An 18,387-nucleotide genomic window follows, 5' to 3' on the forward strand; every position below is an offset into this window, starting at 1 on the left:
AAAACCCCGAATCATGGGGCTTTTTTTAAGTGTCCATGATTCGGGGTACAGTTCAAATTGGAAGGTTTCTTTTTATTTTGTAACCAATACTTTTTGATTTACAGGTGTTACAGGTTCTTCACCGTTTAATACAGCTAAAATATTTCTTACTGCCATTTCAGCCATCGCATCACGCGTTTCAAACGTTGCATTCCCTACGTGAGGTGCAAGTACCACATTCTTTAATCCTTTTAGCTCTTCTGTAATTTTCGGTTCAAATTCAAATACATCAAGAGCTGCACCTTCAATTTCATTCGTTTTTAGTGCATGAGCAAGTGCAAATTCATGCATAATTGGTCCACGTGAAGCATTTATAATATATGCTGTTTTCTTCATCATTTTAAACTGTTCTTCATCAATCATATGATGTAATTTCGGAGTATAAGCACAGTTAATTGTAATAAAGTCCGCTGTTTGTAATAATTCTTCCAATGTTACATATGTTGCTCCCAGTTCACTTTCAGCTTCAGGCTTACGATTTGGCCCTGTATATAAAATATCCATTCCAAATGCTTTCGCACGCTTTGCAACTGCCTTCCCTATTTCTCCAAGGCCAATAATTCCAATTGTCTTACCGTGCACTTCGCGGCCCAAGAAAAATAATGGTGCCCAGCCGTTAAATCCAGTTGTACGACATAACGTATCCCCTTCAGGAATTCTACGTGCCGCTGCTAAAAGAAGTGCAAATGTTAATTCTGCTGTCGCTTCAGTTGATACTTTCGGTGTATTCGATACTACAATTCCTTTTTCTCCTGCATACGTAAAATCAATATTGTCGTAACCAGCACCGTAGTTTGCAACAATCTTTAAATGAGGTGCCGCATCAATAACTTCTTTCGTCACCTTTGTAGAAAGTAAGCTTAACAATGCATCTTTATCTTTTACACGCTCTGTTAATTCATCTAAAGAAATTAACTCTTCTTTATCGTACATTTCTACATCATGATCCTTTAATAGTTCTAATCCGATTTCTGGAATTTTCCCTGCAACTAATATTTTCGCCACTACTAACACCTCTTCTATACAAAATAAAATATCTCTTATATTTCATTGTAAGAAATCCACATGTAAAAACCAAGGAATTTGATTATAGTTTTGAAAATCGACACTTTTTTACCCATAAGAAAAGAGGAGATTCATCTCTCCCCTCTTCTTACGCTTTCTCTTGCGATTCTTGCCCAAGCTTTGCATCGATTGTTCCTTCTGCAACTGTATCACTAATTTGTTCCTCGATAACTGAGTTAGCTGTATTATTCGTTTCAGAAGTATACGCTTGATCTGCCGCTTGTACGTTTTGTTTATTTTGTTGTTTCGCCATTTTCCACCCTCCTTTTCATTCTTTCTTATTTTGAACAAAAAGGGTCGTTTTCATCAAAAAATCGTGTTTTATTTTGAAATTGTTACTTCTTCTTCAAGCAATCTCATCGTTCTTACTCGTTTCGTAAATGTAGCTATGTGAGAAATATCATGATTGCGTAATGTCTTTATATTCTCTTCCACATACTTTCCTAAATCATTCGGATAATGAGCATCTGAGGATAGAGTAATCGGAACTCCATACTTAGCTAATACTTGCAAATAAAGCGGACTTGGACACATTTCGCGCACAGGATAGCGATAGTACAATCCCGCATTTATTTCTGTTGCGGTATTTGTTTCTACTAACGCACGAGCAATTTCCTTATAATAAGAAAGCTGTTTATTCTCATCTAACCGGTAATTAAATACTTTTATGTTATCAAGATGAGCTATTATATCAAAGAGCTCAGAACGAACGGCACTTTCAACTGTAGCGAAAAACGTGTGATATAAAGTATGTAACTCATGCGTATCAAAATACTCTTTCGTATCTGGATTATCAAATCCCCATCCATCTATAAAATGGACCGAACCGATTACATAATCAAAGTCTCCTAGTGCTAGCAAACCTTTTAACTCTTGTTCCCCGCCGATAAAATAATCTGCTTCAATTCCAAGCTTAAGCGTTATCCCCCGTTTACTCCATCGCTCTTTTGCATCTTCAATCGCCTTTGTAAATTCAGAAATAGACGTTACTCTTACTTGATCTAACCATTCCTTCTGTAAACGACCAAGCTTTGAATGACTAATATCTACATATTTCTCATAATATCCTTGCGCCTCGCGAAAACGATATAAATGATCAACAATACCAACTTCTTTTATACCTTTTCGTAAAGCTTCTTCTAAATATAAATCAATCCATTTTGCTGTAAACGGCCCTTCCTTCACACGTTTTTGCAAACGTTCTTGCGTTTTTATAAGCCACTCCATAGAATGTTTTTCTTCTTTAAGCGGTTCATAATATTGTAGTGCTTCATTTATTTTAGCAAGCCAACCTATTGAATACGGTCCTTCTTCTAAATGAATATGATAGTCCACTTTCATACATATCCCCCCTATAATGTATCTATTTCTCTTCTGTCCCCTACTCTCGAAAGCTTTCCGTTTCGTTCTTTCACTTCCTTCATAACATCTTCTAATGATATATTTTTTTCAGCTAATAAAACAAAACAGTGATAAAATACATCAACCATTTCTTTCACTAGTTCTTCTTTATCATTATTTTTAGACGCGATAATTACTTCTGTGCACTCCTCACCAATTTTCTTTAAAATTTTATCTTCACCTTTTGAAAATAAATAATTCGTATATGATTCAGAAAGTGGATTTTTCTTTCGTTCTTCAATTGTTTCAAATAATAACTTAAGAATATCTTCCATATGTATCCCCCTATATAATTTTATAGTGAAAACACGTTTTTTCTCCCGTATGGCAAGCAGGCCCTACTTGCTTTACGACAACAACGATTGAATCTTGATCACAGTCTAAATAAAGTGATTGCACATATTGGATATTTCCCGATGTACCTCCTTTATTCCATAACGATTGTCTCGAACGGGAATAAAACCATGTTCTTTTCGTTTCCAGCGTCTTGTCATACGCTTCTTCATTCATATAAGCTAACATTAAAACTTCTTTCGTATCTTCCTCGATAACAACAGCTGGTATCAACCCTTTTGCAAAGTTAGGTTTCATAACCGCACCTCAACGTTTGCTTCTCTTAATTTTCGCTTTACATCCTGTACAGTCGCTTCACCATAATGAAAGATTGATGCTGCTAATGCTGCATCAACTGTTGTCTTTTGAAATACTTCTATAATGTGATCCACATGACCACATCCACCTGATGCGATTACTGGGACAGAAACGCTGTTTGAAATTGCTTCTGTTAAACGAAGATCATATCCGTTTTTCGTTCCATCTGCATCCATACTCGTCAACAAAATTTCTCCTGCTCCGAGCTGGGCAACGCGTCTCGCCCATTCGATTGCATCCATCCCTGTATTAAGTCTTCCGCCATTTACGTATACATTCCATTTATCTTCTGCTACTTTTCTAGCATCAATTGCTACGACAATACATTGTGAGCCAAAATGTTCTGCACCTTCCTGGATTAACTTCGGATTTCTCACTGCCGCTGAGTTTATTGAAACTTTATCCGCTCCAGCTCTTAGTAAATTGTACATTCCTCTCACATTTGAAATCCCCCCGCCAACTGTGAGAGGAATGAATACTTTTGAAGCAGTTTTTTCTACAACATCTATAATCGTTTTTCGCCCTTCATGCGTCGCAGTAATATCTAAAAATACGATTTCATCTGCTCCCGCATCATTATATAATGCGGCTATTTCAACAGGATCACCGACGTCTTGTAACCCTATAAAATTTACACCCTTTACGACCCGCCCTGCTTTTACATCTAGACATGGAATAATTCGTTTCGCTAACATAGCTTTGTTACCTGTAACACTTCTTCTAAATCAATCGTTTTCTCGTAAAGTGCCTTTCCAATTATGACGCCATATATATTCATATCATTTAATTTTTTTACATCTTGAATAGATGCGACACCTCCAGATGCAATTACACGAATGCCCACACTTTTTTGTAGTAACTCTAATTGCTCAAAATTTGGTCCTGCAAGCGTCCCATCTTTTGAAATGTCCGTAAACACAATCGTTTGGACACCTAAGCTTTCTATTTGCTTCGCTAAATCGATGTACGAAATTTCAGACACATCGAGCCAGCCCCTTGTTGCTACGAAACCATTTTTCGCATCAATTCCAACTATGATTTTCTCCTTATATAGACGAACCGCTTCTTCTAAAAATGATTTATCGTAAAGGGCAGCCGTTCCTAATATCACTTTTTCTACACCTACTGACAACAACTTCTCCACTGCCGCGAGTGACCGAACTCCTCCTCCAACTTGCACCGGAATACGTACCGCCTTGCATATTTTTTCAATGACAGGTAAATTTACTGACTCCCCAGCAATTGCTCCATCTAAATCAACAACGTGTAGTATTTTCGCTCCAAGTTTTTCAAATATGATTGCTTGTGCGACTGGGTCTTCATTCATCACCGTTTCTTTACTAAACTCTCCTTGATACAGCCTTACGCATCGCCCTTCTTTTACATCGATAGCTGGGAAGATTTCCATGCTTCTACCACTCCTTTGAAATTTTTTAACATTTGCATTCCAATTTCACCACTTTTTTCAGGATGAAACTGTGCGCCAAATATATTTCCTTTTGCTACAAAACCAGGTACTTGCACTCCATACTCACTTGCCCCATACACAATTTCATTTGGACAATCTGCATAATAAGAGTGGACATAATATACGAAAGAACCGTCCTCTACTCCATTCCAAAGCGGTATTTCTCCATCTTTCTTCAACTCATTCCACCCAATATGTGGAATTTTATAAGGAACTTTTAACTTTCTAATGACACCTGGCAATAAATTTAATCCGTTACAGTCTTGTAGTTCCTCACTTTTTTCAAATAAAAGCTGCATTCCTAAGCAAATACCTAGAAGTGGTTTTCCTGAACTTCCAACTTCTTTTAGCACACATACTAAATCTTTTTCTTCTAAAATGTCCATCGCCTTCGGAAATGCACCTACTCCCGGTAAAATAACGCCATCACTTCTCAATATTTCTTCTTTGTCATCCGTTACGATGTACTCTGCTCTAATATATTTTAATGCTTGTTCCACACTGCGAATATTCCCCATTCCATAATCTATAATAGTAATCAATTACAACATCCCTTTCGTTGAATTTACACCAGTAATGTTGGCATTTTTATCGACTGCCTCTCTAAGCGCTCGACCAAATGCTTTAAATAGAGCTTCAATTTTGTGATGTGTATTGCTTCCGTATAAAATGCGAGCATGTAACGTAATATTTGCAGCATGGGCAACTGCTCTAAAAAATTCTTCCGTTAATTCTGTGTCAAAATCTCCAAGCTTCGGATTTGTTAATTCACCTTGAAATACAATATATGAGCGCCCGCTTATATCAATCGCGACAAATCCTAAAGATTCATCCATCGGTACATACGCCGAGCCGTAACGGTTAATGCCCTCTTTATTTTGCAATGCTTCTTTCAAGCAAGTTCCGAGTACAATTCCAACATCTTCAACCGTATGATGCGCATCAACGAATACATCACCTTCAGCTTCAACTTGCAAACCGAATCTTCCATGCCTAGCAAATAAAGTTAGCATATGATCAAAAAAACCAACTCCCGTTTGCACAGAAACATTCGTACTTTCATCGAGCTGCAAACTTAATTTAATCTTTGTTTCAGTCGTCTCACGTACTTGACTAGATTGGCGCATTATTCTTCCTCCTTAAACCTAATTTGGATCGCTCTTGCGTGTGCATGTAAACCTTCTTTATTTGCAAGTTCTACAATATGATGCTGTACACTTCTTAACGCTTCTTCCGTATAAGAAACGAAGCTTGATTTTTTTACAAAATCATCGACGGATAACGGAGAGAAAAACCTTGCTGTTCCACTTGTCGGTAATACGTGATTCGGCCCCGCCAAATAATCTCCGAGCGGTTCAGGTGCATATGGCCCAAGAAAAATTGATCCAGCATGCTTTACACAAGCTAGAGCATTCATTGGCTCTTTTATGTGTAACTCTAAATGTTCTGGAGCGATTTCATTTGATAAATGAAACGCCTCTTCTAAAGAAGGGACAATAAAAATTGCTCCATTTCTTTTTATTGACTCACGAGCTATTTCACTTCTTGGTAACGTCTCTAGCTGTCTTTCTATTTCTCTTTCTACTTCTTTAGCAAGCTGTACATTCGTTGTAATACAAATAGCAGTCGCTCTTTCATCATGCTCTGCTTGTGATAATAAATCAGCAGCAATATATTCGGCATTTCCTGTTTCATCTGCGATAACTACAATTTCTGATGGTCCAGCAATCATATCGATATTGACTATCCCATATACTTCTCGCTTCGCTAGAGCAACATATAAATTTCCAGGTCCAACTATTTTATCTACTTTAGGAATCGATTCCGTTCCATATGCTAGAGCAGCAATTGCTTGAGCACCACCGGCCATATAAATTTCATCTACACCTGCAAGACTTGCAGCAGCTAAAATATGCGGATCAATTCCTCCTTGCCTCGGCGGTGTTACCATTACAATTTTTTTCACTCCTGCGAGTTTTGCTGGCAATACATTCATTAATACTGATGAAGGATACGAAGCTGTCCCGCCCGGCACATATACACCTACATTTTCTAACGGCCGAATGAGCTGTCCTCTAATTACCCCTTCACTCACGCAATCGAACATAGATTGTCTTGTTTGCTTTTCGTGATACGAGACAATGTTTTTCTTTGCCTCTTCTAACGCTTCTAAAAAAGCTTGTTCTACAAACTTACTTGCTTGTTTTATTTCTTCTGCACTTACACGAAAATCTTTTATCTCTACACCATCAAACTTTTTTGTATAGAACGATACAGCTTTATCTTTACTCTCCCTTACGTTTTGAACAATTTCGCTTACACTTCTTTGAACAGTTTCTTCTATTAAATTAGCGCTTTCTCGTAGCAATTTTATTTTCGATAAAACCTCTTGGAAATCTTCACAAACTATCTCCATTTAAAGTCCCCCTATTTTCCTGACAAAATTTCTTGTTCCATCATATTTATAATACCGAATATTTCGTCTTTTTTAGTTTTCAATGCAGCCTTATTCACAATCATTCGAGCTGATATAGAGCACATTTCCTCAAATACAATTAACCCGTTTTCTTGTAATGTTTTTCCTGTTTCAACAATATCCACAATTGCATCTGCCAACCCTAGAAGTGGAGCAATCTCTACAGATCCTTCTATTTTAATAATTTCTACATCCTCCCCTTTATCATGAAAATATGTAGAAGTAATGTGCGGATATTTCGTAGCAATTCGTTTTTTTCGATAACTCTTCGGATTATACGTAGGAATAGAAGCGACACAAAATTTACACACGCCTACTCCTAAATCCACCATCTCATATATATCTTTCTCACATTCCATTAATATATCTTTTCCAACGACTCCAATATCAGCTACGCCATGTTCTACATAAGTAGCAACATCTACCGCTTTCACTAAAATAAATGAAATGTTTGTGTTTTTACTTTTAAACACAAGTTTTCTTCCTTTATCTTTGAGCTCCGAACAATCAATTCCAATTTTCTCAAACAGTGGAATAACATGCTTTTCTAATCTTCCTTTCGTTAACGCAATTTGAATGTTACGCATGAAGCCTCTCCTTCTTTCTGGATGATCCATTTCTCTCTCCATACATATTCCACTAGTGATTCACTCTTCGCCTCAACGACTGTCATTATTTTATTCTTGTTTGCAAATTGAAAAGTATCGTTTAAATTAGAGAATAAAGATAACTGGGCATTCTTCCCGTCCTTTTGAAGTAAATTTCGTAACCTTTCCGCTTCTGCTAATCTATTTAACCCATAATGAATCATAATATCTATTCTCTTTCGTTTATATGGTTCTTGCTGCTCTTGAAGTGCCTTAACTATTTGATTTACTTGCACCGCGAGCCCAACCGCTGGCATCATCTCTCCAAAATTTCCAATTAATTCATCATACCTTCCGCCACTAACAATCTCTTCTCCAATTTCATATATATACCCTTTGAAAATAACACCCGTATAATAATCCAAATGTTGAACCATACCTAAATCAATTGATATGTAAGGCCCATATCCTAACTGTTCAATTGTTTCATATATTTCTTTCACTCTTGCAATGGCCATTTTCATTTCATTACTTGAGGCGAGTTTTTCTGCTTCCTCAATAACATCTAAACTCCCGAATAACCTTGGTAGTTTCTCAAGTAATCTTACTGTTTCATCACACCGATCTAATTTTTTTTCTTCGATAAAATTTGAGAGACCGGCATAATTTTTACTCTCAATATATGTTCTAAGTAACTTCTCTTCTTCATCATGAATGGAGAGTTTTTTTACAATACATTTATATAACTGCACTTGCCCAATCTCAATTGTAAAAGATTGTACCTTCAATTTTTGAAGTGCTTGAATTACGCTTATGACACACTCAATTTCCGCTCTTACATTATCAATCCCGATAATTTCAATACCACTTTGTACCATTTCATTATATTTTCCAGAAAGCGACTCATTTGCCCGAAATACATTTCCACTATATGTCACTTTAAGAGGAGTGTCCCATCTCTGCGTTCCTATTACTCTTGCTAAAGGAATTGTCATATCTGGGCGTAAAACGATAATCCGCCCTTTTTCATCAAAAAATTTATACATCTTTTCTTCATCTATTGGCCTATTTTGAAATGCAAAAACATCGTAAAATTCAATTGTAGGTGTCCTTATTTCTTCATAACCTCTGCCTAAAAAGGTCCGTCTTAATTTTTGTTCCACTTCTTCAATTAACGTACATTCTTCGAATAAGTAATCCCTCGTTCCATTCGGATTTGCGCGCTTCCACTTTGCCATCTCATTTCACACACCTTTCCCTCTCTAATGTATGCTCATTCCATTCACCTAAACCGAAAATAAAAAGAGCCTTGTAGAAAAAATACCTACAAGGCTCTTTAGTAGAGTGTAGGTACAACGGGAATAACCCTTGTGCCTACACGTTTTCACGTTAGGTTCAAGGGTTTCATGTATGATGATGTAGTTGTGTAAGCATTTTAATAGATTGCACGATATTCATAATACTTACTCCCTTTCTCCTCTGATTTTCACATAGTATATAACAGTTAATTCTGAATGTAAACAGATTTTTTAATATTCCGTTATTTCTTAATATAAGGCTATCTCTCTTTCATACTCTCCAATTTCTCGTTCGTATTGCATCGTAATGCTAATTTCATCTAGACCATTTAATAATTTCTCTTTCCACATTTTTTCGATTGTAAAATGAAACCTATGCGTATTCGTTGTAATTACCTCATTCTCTAAATCTACTTCTATTTGTTCTCTCGCATCCGTTTTAGCAAGTTGTTCACGCATTTCTTTATCCATTACAATCGGTAACATACCATTTTTCATGCAATTCATATAAAAAATATCTGCAAATCCCCCGGCGATAATAACGCGAAAACCATAATCAGCAAGCGCCCACGGAGCATGTTCTCTTGATGAACCGCATCCAAAATTATCACCCGTAATTAATATACTTGCTCCTTTCCGTTCTTGCGCATTAAGAGGGAAATTAGGATTTTCATGGCGCTCATTATCGTAACGCCACTCATCAAATAGATATTTTCCAAATCCCGTCCTTTCAATTCTCTTTAAATATTGCTTCGGAATAATTTGATCTGTATCAATGTTATCATTCATAAGTACTGCAGCAGTACCTTTATGAATACGAAATGGCTCCATCATAATTCTCCTTTCTAATATCAACAAAATGACCATATAACGCAGCTGCTGCTGCCATAGCTGGGCTTACTAAATGTGTTCGTGCTCCTTTCCCTTGCCTTCCTTCAAAATTACGATTTGAAGTAGATGCACAATGCTCCCCTTCAGGCACTTGATCCGGATTCATTCCAAGACACATTGAACATCCAGGCTCTCTCCATTCAAATCCCGCTTCTTCAAATATGTGATGTAATCCTTTTTGCATCGCTGCTTCTCTTATCCTTTTAGAACCAGGCACAACGAGGGCTCGCACACCGTCTTTCACTTTTTTCCCTTTTACAACAGATGCTGCAATTTCCAAATCAGATAATCGAGAATTTGTACAAGACCCAATGAAGACATGCTGAACTGGAATTTCAAAAGTACTTTGTCCAGGACTCAATCCCATATACGAATATGCTCTTTCATCATTTTCATCATGTTTTTCTGGTAATTTTTCATCAATTCGAACACCCATACTAGGATTTGTTCCCCAAGTGACATACGGTGCTAAACCCGTAACATTTACCGAAATATGTAAATCATAAATTGCATCTGAATCTGTATAAAGCTCCGACCATTTTCCCGTAAACATTTCATAGTCTTTCGGTGCATATTCACGCCCTTTTACATAAGAAAATGTTTTCTCATCTGGTGCAATGATGCCAGCTTTCGCTCCCCCTTCAATTGCCATATTGCAAAGTGTCATCCTCTCTTCCATTTCCATAGCATGAATCGTCTCACCGTAAAATTCCATTACATATCCAGTTCCAACTGCTACACCGTACTTTGAAAGGAGATGCAAAATAATATCCTTTGCATAAACGCCTTTTGGTAACTTTCCTTTTAATTCAATTCCCATCGCTTTCGGCTTTCGTTGCCACAACGTTTGCGTTGCTAATACATGTTCTACTTCACTCGTACCAATACCAAATGCTAACGCTCCGAAAGCACCGTGGGTGGCTGTATGACTATCACCACAAACAATCGTTTTCCCTGGCTGCGTGAGTCCAAGTTCTGGTCCTATAACGTGAACGATTCCTTGCTCTTCATCACCAATATCAGCTAATGACACCTGAAATTGTTTACAGTTCTCACGAAGTGTATCCAATTGCTGCTTCGCAATACGATCGGTAATATTCCAAACATCTATCGTCGGAATATTATGATCCATCGTTGCAAACGTTAATTCCGGTCTGCGGACAGTTCGATTTGCCAGCCGCAAGCCTTCAAAGGCTTGCGGTGACGTTACTTCATGAACGAGATGAAGATCGATATATAATAAATCCAATCCATTTTCATTCGTTGCAACTACATGTCTCTCCCAAAGCTTATCTAGTAATCTTTTGCCCATTATCGTCCTCTCCCTACTAGCGCTTGCTCTTCCATTTCTTGAATAACCGCCTTCGTAAATGAAGTTGTCGTCTCATCTCCCCCAATATCAGCTGTACATTTTCCAGATTTAAGAACTGCAGATATTGCGGATTCAATTGCATACCCTTCTCTCGTTAATCCAAATGATTGTCCGAGCATCATCGCAACTGAACGCATCATCGCAATTGGATTCGCTTTATTTTTCCCTGCAATATCTGGTGCTGATCCGTGAATAGGTTCATATAAAGACGGCCCGTTTTCCGCATGACTCGCTGATGGAAGCATTCCTAATGACCCTGCCAATACAGAGGCCTCGTCACTTAAAATGTCACCAAATAAATTTTCGGTTACAATTACATCAAAACGTCCTGGATTCCGAATTAACTCCATAGCAGCTGCATCTACTAAAATGTGCTCTAATTCAACATCAGGATAACGAAGAGCTACTTCTTCCGTAACAGCTCTCCACAGTTTACTAGATTCTAAAACATTCGCTTTATCAATAGACGTTACTTTTTTCTCTCTCTTACTCGCTAATTGAAAAGCATACGACACGATACGTTCAATTTCATGACGATGGTACGTAAGTGTATCAGTTGCCGATTCTTCCGTTCTTTCTTTTGGATAAGAGAAATAAATACCACCTGTTAGTTCACGAACGACAACGAAGTCAATTTCATCTGCGTTTTTTAATGGCGATAAATGTGCAGTTGCGCTTTCTACTGTTACAGGGCGAACATTTGCAAATACACCAAGTCCTTTTCTTAAAGCTAATAATCCTTTCTCTGGCCTTTCTTTCGCATCATCCCACCGTGGTCCACCAACCGCTCCAAGTAAAACCGCATCACTCGCTAAACAAGCGGCAAGTGTTCGCTGTGGTAATGGTTGCCCAGTTAAATCGATAGCAGCTCCGCCAAAGTACTCATCTTGTAAATGAAAATGATGTCCATATAACCTCTCTACCATATGCAATACTTCCTTCGCGCTTTCCATAACTTCCGGACCAACACCATCACCCGCTAAACAAACGATACGTTTTTCCAAGTAAAACACTCCTTTTTATCTGAATTTTCAGAAATACATTTTGATAAGTAAGGGACGAGTCCCTTACTTATCAAACAGTTACTTCACAAGAGTAATAAAAGATTTTAATTTTCCCGCCGCATGAACGTACGCTCTCGCCGATGCTTCTAATACGTCTTGCGCAACACCAAAACCTGATACTTGATGAGTTCCTTCTTTTAATTCAACATGAACATGTGCAAGTGCATCTTGACCTTGCGTTATAGATTGTATGCGATAATCCGCTAAGTCACATTCTAATCCTAAAATTCTTTGAATTGCATTATAGATTGCTTCAATACTTCCAGAACCAGTTGCTGCATCTTCGTACATATTCCCTTCCTCATCTTTTAGTACAACCGTTGCACACTGTGTACTATTTGATACGAAGTGTACTTGCAATTGCGTAATGCTATATTGTTGTGCCGAAAATGCTGCTTCACCAAGCATAAGCGCACGTAAATCTTCTTCTGTAATTTCCTTTTTTCGATCAGCTAATTTTTTAAATGCTGCAAACACCGCATCTCGTTCTTCGTTTGTAAATTCGTAGCCTAATTCTTTCATTTTTTCCGTAAATGCGTGACGTCCAGAATGTTTTCCAAGTACAAATAGATTTTGAGATTCACCTATAAGCGCCGGTTCAATAATTTCATATGTCGTCACTTCTTTTAAAACACCATCTTGATGAATACCTGATTCATGAGCGAACGCATTTGCTCCAACAATCGCTTTATTTTTCGGTACAACCATACCTGTTAAACGACTTACTAATGTACTTGTCGCTTTAATTTCTTTTAACGTCATAGAGGACTCTGCTTCATAGAAATCTTTTCTAATATGGAGAGCAACTGCGACTTCTTCTAAGGCTGCATTTCCTGCTCTTTCTCCAATTCCATTAATCGTTCCTTCTACTTGTAACGCTCCGCCTTCAACTGCAGCTAACGAGTTCGCTACTGCCATCCCAAGATCATCGTGACAATGACAAGAGAAAATTGCTTTTTCATACGAAGGAACGGATTCTTTTAAGTATTTAAAAAGAGAATAATATTCTTCTGGATTCGTATATCCAACTGTATCAGGAATATTGATTACATTCGCTCCTGCACGAATCGCTACTTCTACTGCTTCAGCTAAAAATGCTCTCGATGTTCTTGTCGCATCTTCTGCTGAAAATTGCACTGTTGGAAATAATGATTTTCCAAGTGTAACCGAGCGATGAATACTATCTAATACATCTTCTTTCGACATACACAGCTTATATTTCATATGAATATCACTCGTAGCTAAAAATACGTGTAATCGAGGAGAGACAGCACCTTTCACTGCGTCATATGCTCTTCGAATATCGCTTTCCTTTGCTCTAGCTAAACTCATAACAGTAGCATTTTGAATGGTATTTGCGATACGTTTTACCGATTGAAAATCACCTTCAGAAGCCGCTGCGAATCCAGCTTCCATTACATTAATACCAAGTCTCTCTAGTTGCCTCGCAATTTGTAATTTCTCTTGTTCATTTAAATTAACTCCTGGTGATTGTTCGCCATCACGAAGCGTCGTATCCATGAACAAAATCTGCTTCATATTATTTAATCCCTACCTTTACTCGCGGCTGTACAAAAGGCATCATTTCACGTAATTTACGTCCAACTACTTCGATTTCATGTTCATTTTCTTTCTCATTTGTCGCCTGGAAATTTGGTCTTCCTGCTTTATGCTCTGTAATCCAGCCTCTTGCAAATGTACCATCTTGAATTTCTGCCAATACTTCCCCCATCGCTTTCTTTGTATCTTCAGTAACAACACGTGGCCCTGATACGAAGTCACCCCACTGCGCTGTATCTGAAACTGAGTATCTCATATTTTCAAGTCCGCCTTCATACATAAGGTCAACAATTAATTTCAGTTCATGTAAACATTCAAAATATGCAAGTTCAGGTTGATAGCCAGCATCAACTAGCGTTTCAAATCCCGCTTTTACAAGTGCAGTCACTCCGCCGCAAAGTACAGCTTGCTCTCCGAATAAATCTGTTTCTGTTTCTTCTTTAAACGTTGTTTCTAATACACCTGCTCTCGTCGCCCCAATTCCATCTGCATATGAAAGTGCCTTTTCAGTCGCAACTCCTGTTGCATCTTGATATACTGCAAATAATGCAGGAACAGCTCCCCCTTCTGCAAACGTACGACGTACTAGATGTCCTGGACCTTTCGGTGCTACTAGAAATACGTCTACATTAGCTGGCGGTTTTACTTGATCAAAGTGAACATTAAAGCCATGTGCGAACACAAGAGAATTACCTGCCTGTAAGTTTGGTTCAATTTCAGCTTCATATACTTCTGGCTGTAATTCATCAGGTAGTAGAATCATTACTACCTCCGCTTTTTCTGCTGCTTCCGCTACTGTATATACAGAAAATCCGTCTTCTTTCGCCTTATCCCATGACTTCCCTTTCCTCAGTCCAACTACTACATCAAATCCGTTATCACGTAAGTTTTGTGCATGCGCATGGCCTTGCGATCCATATCCGATGATTGCTACTTTCTTTTCCTTTAATACATTTACCGTTACGTCTTTTTCATAATAAACTTTCGCCATTTTCATTTCCCCCTATTTTTTAAATAATTATTGAATTAACATAACTTGTTTATCTTGTTTTTTCATACTACGTGTAAATGCTGTTACACCTGTTCTAGCAATTTCTTTCAAACCGTATGGACGAAGTAATTCAATTAACGCTTCTACTTTCTCCTGAGTACCTGTTACTTGCACCACCATGGAATCCTTCCCAACATCTATTACAGTGGCTCGAAATGGTTCAATTAAACTATATAATTCTGCTCTTGCTACAGACGTTGCTACTTTAATAAGTGCAAGTTCTCTAGCGATCATCGCTTCTTCTGTAATATCTGATACTTTCAGTACGTCGATTTGCTTATGAAGTTGTTTAATTAACTGCTCAACTTGCTGTTCATTTTCAACGTGTACAACAATCGTCATTCTCGAAATATCCGATGATTCCGTATGACCTACTGAAATACTTTCAATATTAAAATGTCTACGTGTCATAACACCTGTAATTCGATTTAACACACCGCTTTGATTTCGAACTGTCGCTGTTACAATTCTCTTCACCTTTTCTCCACCCCCTCCATTTGGTGAACCCCTTTCCCTGGTGCAACCATCGGCATAACCTTTTCAGATTGAAGTACGCGGCAATCAATTACGACTGGCTCTCTTAATTCAATTGCATACTGTAATTGTTGCTTTGCAAGAAGTGGGTCTTCAATACGAACACCTTTTATGCCATATGCATTGGCAAGTGCGACAAAATCTGGTTGGCATGAAAGTAAGGAGTGCGAATATCGCCTATTATAAAATTCCTCTTGCCATTGTCTTACCATCCCTAAAGCTTCATTATTTAAAATAAAAACTTTAACCGGTAAAGAATGCTCTTTCAACACACTAAGTTCTTGCAAGGTCATTTGAAATCCAGCATCACCGACAATTGCAATAACTAGTTCTTCAGGCTTTGCGATTTGTGCACCTATTGCTGCTGGAAACCCGAAGCCCATTGTTCCCAATCCCCCAGAAGTTACCCATCTATCTGGGTTTTTCAATGGATAATATTGAGCTGCCCACATTTGATGTTGCCCAACATCTGTTGTTACAATCGCTTCTCCTTTCGTAATTTCGTATAGCATATCAATTGCATATTGAGGTTTAATACGTTCTGCATGTTCTTTGTAAGAAAGAGGATATTTTTCTTTTCTACTATTCAATAACGAAAGCCAATCATTGTAATCTACTTCCCCTTCTTTAAAAGTGAGTATAGCTTCTAATGCTTGCTTCGCACTCGCAACAATAGGGATTTCAGTCGGCACATTTTTCCCAATTTCCGCTGGATCAATATCTATATGTGCGACAATCGCTTCTTTAGCAAAATAAGCTAAATTCCCAGTAAGGCGATCATCAAATCTTGCACCTATATTAATAAGTAAGTCACATTCATATAACGCCATATTTGCGGTGTATGAACCGTGCATTCCTCCCATCCCTAGAAATAGTTCATCATCTGGCGGAAACCCGCCAAGACCAAGTAATGTATGAACAACTGGAATATGATATTTGCGAGCAAAGCTTGTTAATTCTTTCGATGCTTTCGCATGCAATACACCTGCTCCAGCTAAAATTAATGGCTTTTTTGAGACCTCAATCGCTTGTAATAATTTGTTTATTTGTAGTAGATTCGGTTCATAATTAGGCTGGTATCCTGGTAAATCCATTTGTACGTCGCTACATCTCTCGCCTTGCTCTACTACCATATCTTTCGGAAGATCAATTACGACTGGGCCCGGTCTTCCTGTTCTAGCGATATGAAATGCTTCTTTAATAATTCGGGGTAAATCCGATGCTTTTCGCACTTGATAATTATGTTTTGTCACCGGCATCGTAAGCCCCATAATATCTGCTTCTTGGAAAGCATCACTTCCGATTAACGTTGTTGCTACTTGCCCTGTAAATACAACAAGCGGTAATGAATCAATCATCGCGTCAGCTAAACCAGTAATAACATTTGTAGCACCCGGTCCACTTGTTGCAATTACCACTCCTGGATTCCCTGTAATTCTTGCATATCCTTCAGCAGCATGAATTGCACCTTGCTCATGCCTCGTTAAAATATGCGGGATTTCACAATCATAAAGCGCATCATATAGAGGTAAAACCGCACCACCTGGATACCCGAAAATCACTTCTACTTCTTCCTTTTCTAGCGCTTCTAACAATAGCTGTGCACCAGTTGCCAGTTTCTCTTCCGTTTTTGAAGACATTTTTCTTATAAGCCCCCTTTTTTAAACCATTTATAAAATAAAAAAATCCTACGTCCACACTCCAGCTATGTGCTGAAGGGACGAAAGATTTCGCGGTACCACCCTTCTTTGCAAGATTACTCTTGCCTCAGTGACTCGGGATATGAGTCTAGCTAATAACGGAGCTACCGTCTAAGCCTAAATAAACACTTCAGCTTAGCACTCAAGGGTGATGTTCGTCGACGTGAACCATCGGTTTCCAGCAACCACCGACTCTCTGTGAGGCTTCACAGTCAACTACTCCTCCCTATCAACGCTTTATCATGTCATAAAGAGCTATTATCCAACTTTATTTTCTTCGTAAATTTTCTCTCCATCTTCTACAACTAATTTACGGAATTCTTCTAATAAACGATTCGTATGTGGCCCTGTTCTCCCTAAACCAATCGTTCTTCCATCTACTGTCGTAACAGCAATTACTTCAGCAGCTGTTCCTGTTAAAAACACTTCATCAGCTACATATACATCGTGCCTTGTAAATAATTCTTCTCTTACGTCATATCCAAGTTTTTCGCCGATTTCTAAAATCGCGTTTCGTGTAATACCTTCTAACGCTCCAGCAGAACTTGGTGGTGTAATTAATTTATTTCCCTTCACAATAAATACGTTATCTCCAGAGCCTTCAGCTACATATCCTTGGTCATTTAACATAAGTGCTTCTTGTACTCCAGCTAGTTTCGCCTCAATGCGAACTAAAATATTATTTAAGTAATTTAAAGATTTTACTTGAGGCGATAAAACATCCGGGCGATTACGACGCGTTGCAACTGTTATAATCGGAATCCCTTTTTCATAATATTCTTGTGGGAATAAAGATAATTGCTCTGCAATTACTACTACATTTGGTTTCGTACAAGAATCGGGATCTAATCCCAAATTCCCAGGTCCCCTTGATACAACGAGGCGGATATATCCATTAGATAGTTTGTTTTGTCGAATCGTTTCAACAACGATTTTCATTGCTTCTTCTAACGTATATGGAATTTCTAACATGATGGATTTCGCTGATTCATATAACCGGACAAGATGCTCTCTCAAACGGAAAACATTACCGCTATATACCCTAATTCCTTCGAACACTCCATCGCCATATAAATAGCCATGATCATATACTGAAACCTTTGCTTCGTCTTTTGGAACAAATTCTCCATTTAAGAAAATCCACTGCTCGTTCACTTGAAAGCGCCCCCTATGTTCTATGAGTTTTTTATTGTTTCCTAGTTTACTCTCCTTTTCAAATAAATCAAGTGA

At 38.0% G+C, this 18,387-nt stretch carries 20 protein-coding genes and 1 other annotated feature; all 20 genes read right to left on the reverse strand.

The annotated features are described in order from the left end of the window. Positions 1 to 72: 72 nt before the first annotated feature. Positions 73 to 1,044 carry a 2-hydroxyacid dehydrogenase family protein gene (locus tag AB3X48_RS07880; RefSeq protein ID WP_256416045.1) on the reverse strand — a complete coding sequence of 324 codons (972 nt, stop codon included), beginning with the start codon at positions 1,042 to 1,044 and terminating at the stop codon, positions 73 to 75. Between the two features lie 148 nt (positions 1,045 to 1,192). Further along, a complete protein-coding gene (locus tag AB3X48_RS07885; RefSeq protein WP_002158663.1) occupies positions 1,193 to 1,357 on the reverse strand; it encodes a YozQ family protein in 165 nt (54 codons plus the stop codon). Between the two features lie 68 nt (positions 1,358 to 1,425). Beyond that, positions 1,426 to 2,445, reverse strand: a complete 1,020-nt coding sequence (locus tag AB3X48_RS07890; RefSeq protein ID WP_016104290.1) for a histidinol phosphate phosphatase domain-containing protein — start codon at positions 2,443 to 2,445, stop codon at positions 1,426 to 1,428. An 11-nt stretch (positions 2,446 to 2,456) separates the two neighbouring features. Further along, positions 2,457 to 2,780 carry a phosphoribosyl-ATP diphosphatase gene (hisE, locus tag AB3X48_RS07895; protein ID WP_002158665.1) on the reverse strand — a complete coding sequence of 108 codons (324 nt, stop codon included), beginning with the start codon at positions 2,778 to 2,780 and terminating at the stop codon, positions 2,457 to 2,459. A 10-nt stretch (positions 2,781 to 2,790) separates the two neighbouring features. Further along, positions 2,791 to 3,096, reverse strand: coding sequence for a phosphoribosyl-AMP cyclohydrolase (hisI, locus tag AB3X48_RS07900; RefSeq protein WP_002158666.1), 306 nt, complete (start codon positions 3,094 to 3,096; stop codon positions 2,791 to 2,793). Beyond that, complete coding sequence (gene hisF, locus AB3X48_RS07905) at positions 3,093 to 3,851, reverse strand: imidazole glycerol phosphate synthase subunit HisF (protein ID WP_002202659.1); 759 nt, start codon at positions 3,849 to 3,851, stop codon at positions 3,093 to 3,095. Before hisF ends, hisI begins: the two co-directional genes overlap by 4 nt. Then, a complete protein-coding gene (gene hisA, locus AB3X48_RS07910) occupies positions 3,845 to 4,564 on the reverse strand; it encodes a 1-(5-phosphoribosyl)-5-[(5-phosphoribosylamino)methylideneamino]imidazole-4-carboxamide isomerase (protein ID WP_016104288.1) in 720 nt (239 codons plus the stop codon). Before hisA ends, hisF begins: the two co-directional genes overlap by 7 nt. Further along, positions 4,537 to 5,166 (reverse strand): imidazole glycerol phosphate synthase subunit HisH, encoded by a 630-nt coding sequence (gene hisH / locus AB3X48_RS07915; RefSeq protein WP_002158669.1) that lies wholly within the window; start codon positions 5,164 to 5,166, stop codon positions 4,537 to 4,539. The genes hisA and hisH overlap by 28 nt, the downstream gene beginning before the upstream one ends. Continuing rightward, the gene (hisB, locus tag AB3X48_RS07920) at positions 5,167 to 5,751 is read right to left on the reverse strand and encodes an imidazoleglycerol-phosphate dehydratase HisB (protein WP_002158670.1); all 585 of its coding nucleotides are present in this window, start codon (positions 5,749 to 5,751) and stop codon (positions 5,167 to 5,169) included. After that, positions 5,751 to 7,040, reverse strand: a complete 1,290-nt coding sequence (gene hisD, locus AB3X48_RS07925) for a histidinol dehydrogenase (RefSeq protein ID WP_367959233.1) — start codon at positions 7,038 to 7,040, stop codon at positions 5,751 to 5,753. The genes hisB and hisD overlap by 1 nt, the downstream gene beginning before the upstream one ends. An 11-nt stretch (positions 7,041 to 7,051) precedes the next feature. Next, positions 7,052 to 7,687: an ATP phosphoribosyltransferase gene (gene hisG / locus AB3X48_RS07930; protein ID WP_002202661.1), complete on the reverse strand. Its 636-nt coding sequence runs from the start codon at positions 7,685 to 7,687 to the stop codon at positions 7,052 to 7,054. Then, positions 7,663 to 8,925, reverse strand: a complete 1,263-nt coding sequence (locus tag AB3X48_RS07935; protein WP_016104286.1) for an ATP phosphoribosyltransferase regulatory subunit — start codon at positions 8,923 to 8,925, stop codon at positions 7,663 to 7,665. Before AB3X48_RS07935 ends, hisG begins: the two co-directional genes overlap by 25 nt. A gap of 309 nt (positions 8,926 to 9,234) precedes the next feature. Then, complete coding sequence (gene leuD / locus AB3X48_RS07940) at positions 9,235 to 9,816, reverse strand: 3-isopropylmalate dehydratase small subunit (protein ID WP_002158674.1); 582 nt, start codon at positions 9,814 to 9,816, stop codon at positions 9,235 to 9,237. Continuing rightward, a complete protein-coding gene (gene leuC, locus AB3X48_RS07945) occupies positions 9,794 to 11,188 on the reverse strand; it encodes a 3-isopropylmalate dehydratase large subunit (protein ID WP_016104285.1) in 1,395 nt (464 codons plus the stop codon). The genes leuD and leuC overlap by 23 nt, the downstream gene beginning before the upstream one ends. Then, positions 11,188 to 12,252 (reverse strand): 3-isopropylmalate dehydrogenase, encoded by a 1,065-nt coding sequence (gene leuB / locus AB3X48_RS07950; RefSeq protein WP_002158676.1) that lies wholly within the window; start codon positions 12,250 to 12,252, stop codon positions 11,188 to 11,190. Before leuB ends, leuC begins: the two co-directional genes overlap by 1 nt. A gap of 78 nt (positions 12,253 to 12,330) precedes the next feature. Next, on the reverse strand, positions 12,331 to 13,851 hold the full coding sequence (leuA, locus tag AB3X48_RS07955; RefSeq protein ID WP_002158677.1) for a 2-isopropylmalate synthase: 1,521 nt from the start codon (positions 13,849 to 13,851) through the stop codon (positions 12,331 to 12,333). Position 13,852: 1 nt separating this feature from the next. Further along, positions 13,853 to 14,863, reverse strand: coding sequence for a ketol-acid reductoisomerase (ilvC, locus tag AB3X48_RS07960; RefSeq protein WP_133059479.1), 1,011 nt, complete (start codon positions 14,861 to 14,863; stop codon positions 13,853 to 13,855). A gap of 27 nt (positions 14,864 to 14,890) precedes the next feature. Then, entirely contained in the window at positions 14,891 to 15,400 is a 510-nt protein-coding gene (gene ilvN, locus AB3X48_RS07965; RefSeq protein WP_016104283.1) for an acetolactate synthase small subunit, read from the reverse strand. Beyond that, positions 15,397 to 17,097, reverse strand: coding sequence for an acetolactate synthase large subunit (gene ilvB, locus AB3X48_RS07970; RefSeq protein WP_002158679.1), 1,701 nt, complete (start codon positions 17,095 to 17,097; stop codon positions 15,397 to 15,399). The genes ilvN and ilvB overlap by 4 nt, the downstream gene beginning before the upstream one ends. Before the next feature lie 73 nt (positions 17,098 to 17,170). Then, positions 17,171 to 17,399: a binding site (T-box leader), on the reverse strand. A 16-nt stretch (positions 17,400 to 17,415) separates the two neighbouring features. Continuing rightward, positions 17,416 to 18,312: a branched-chain-amino-acid transaminase gene (gene ilvE / locus AB3X48_RS07975; RefSeq protein ID WP_002030649.1), complete on the reverse strand. Its 897-nt coding sequence runs from the start codon at positions 18,310 to 18,312 to the stop codon at positions 17,416 to 17,418. Positions 18,313 to 18,387 lie beyond the last annotated feature (75 nt).

This window comes from Bacillus sp. S4, from assembly GCF_040838205.1.
Classification (GTDB): Bacteria; Bacillota; Bacilli; order Bacillales; family Bacillaceae_G; genus Bacillus_A; species Bacillus_A cereus_U.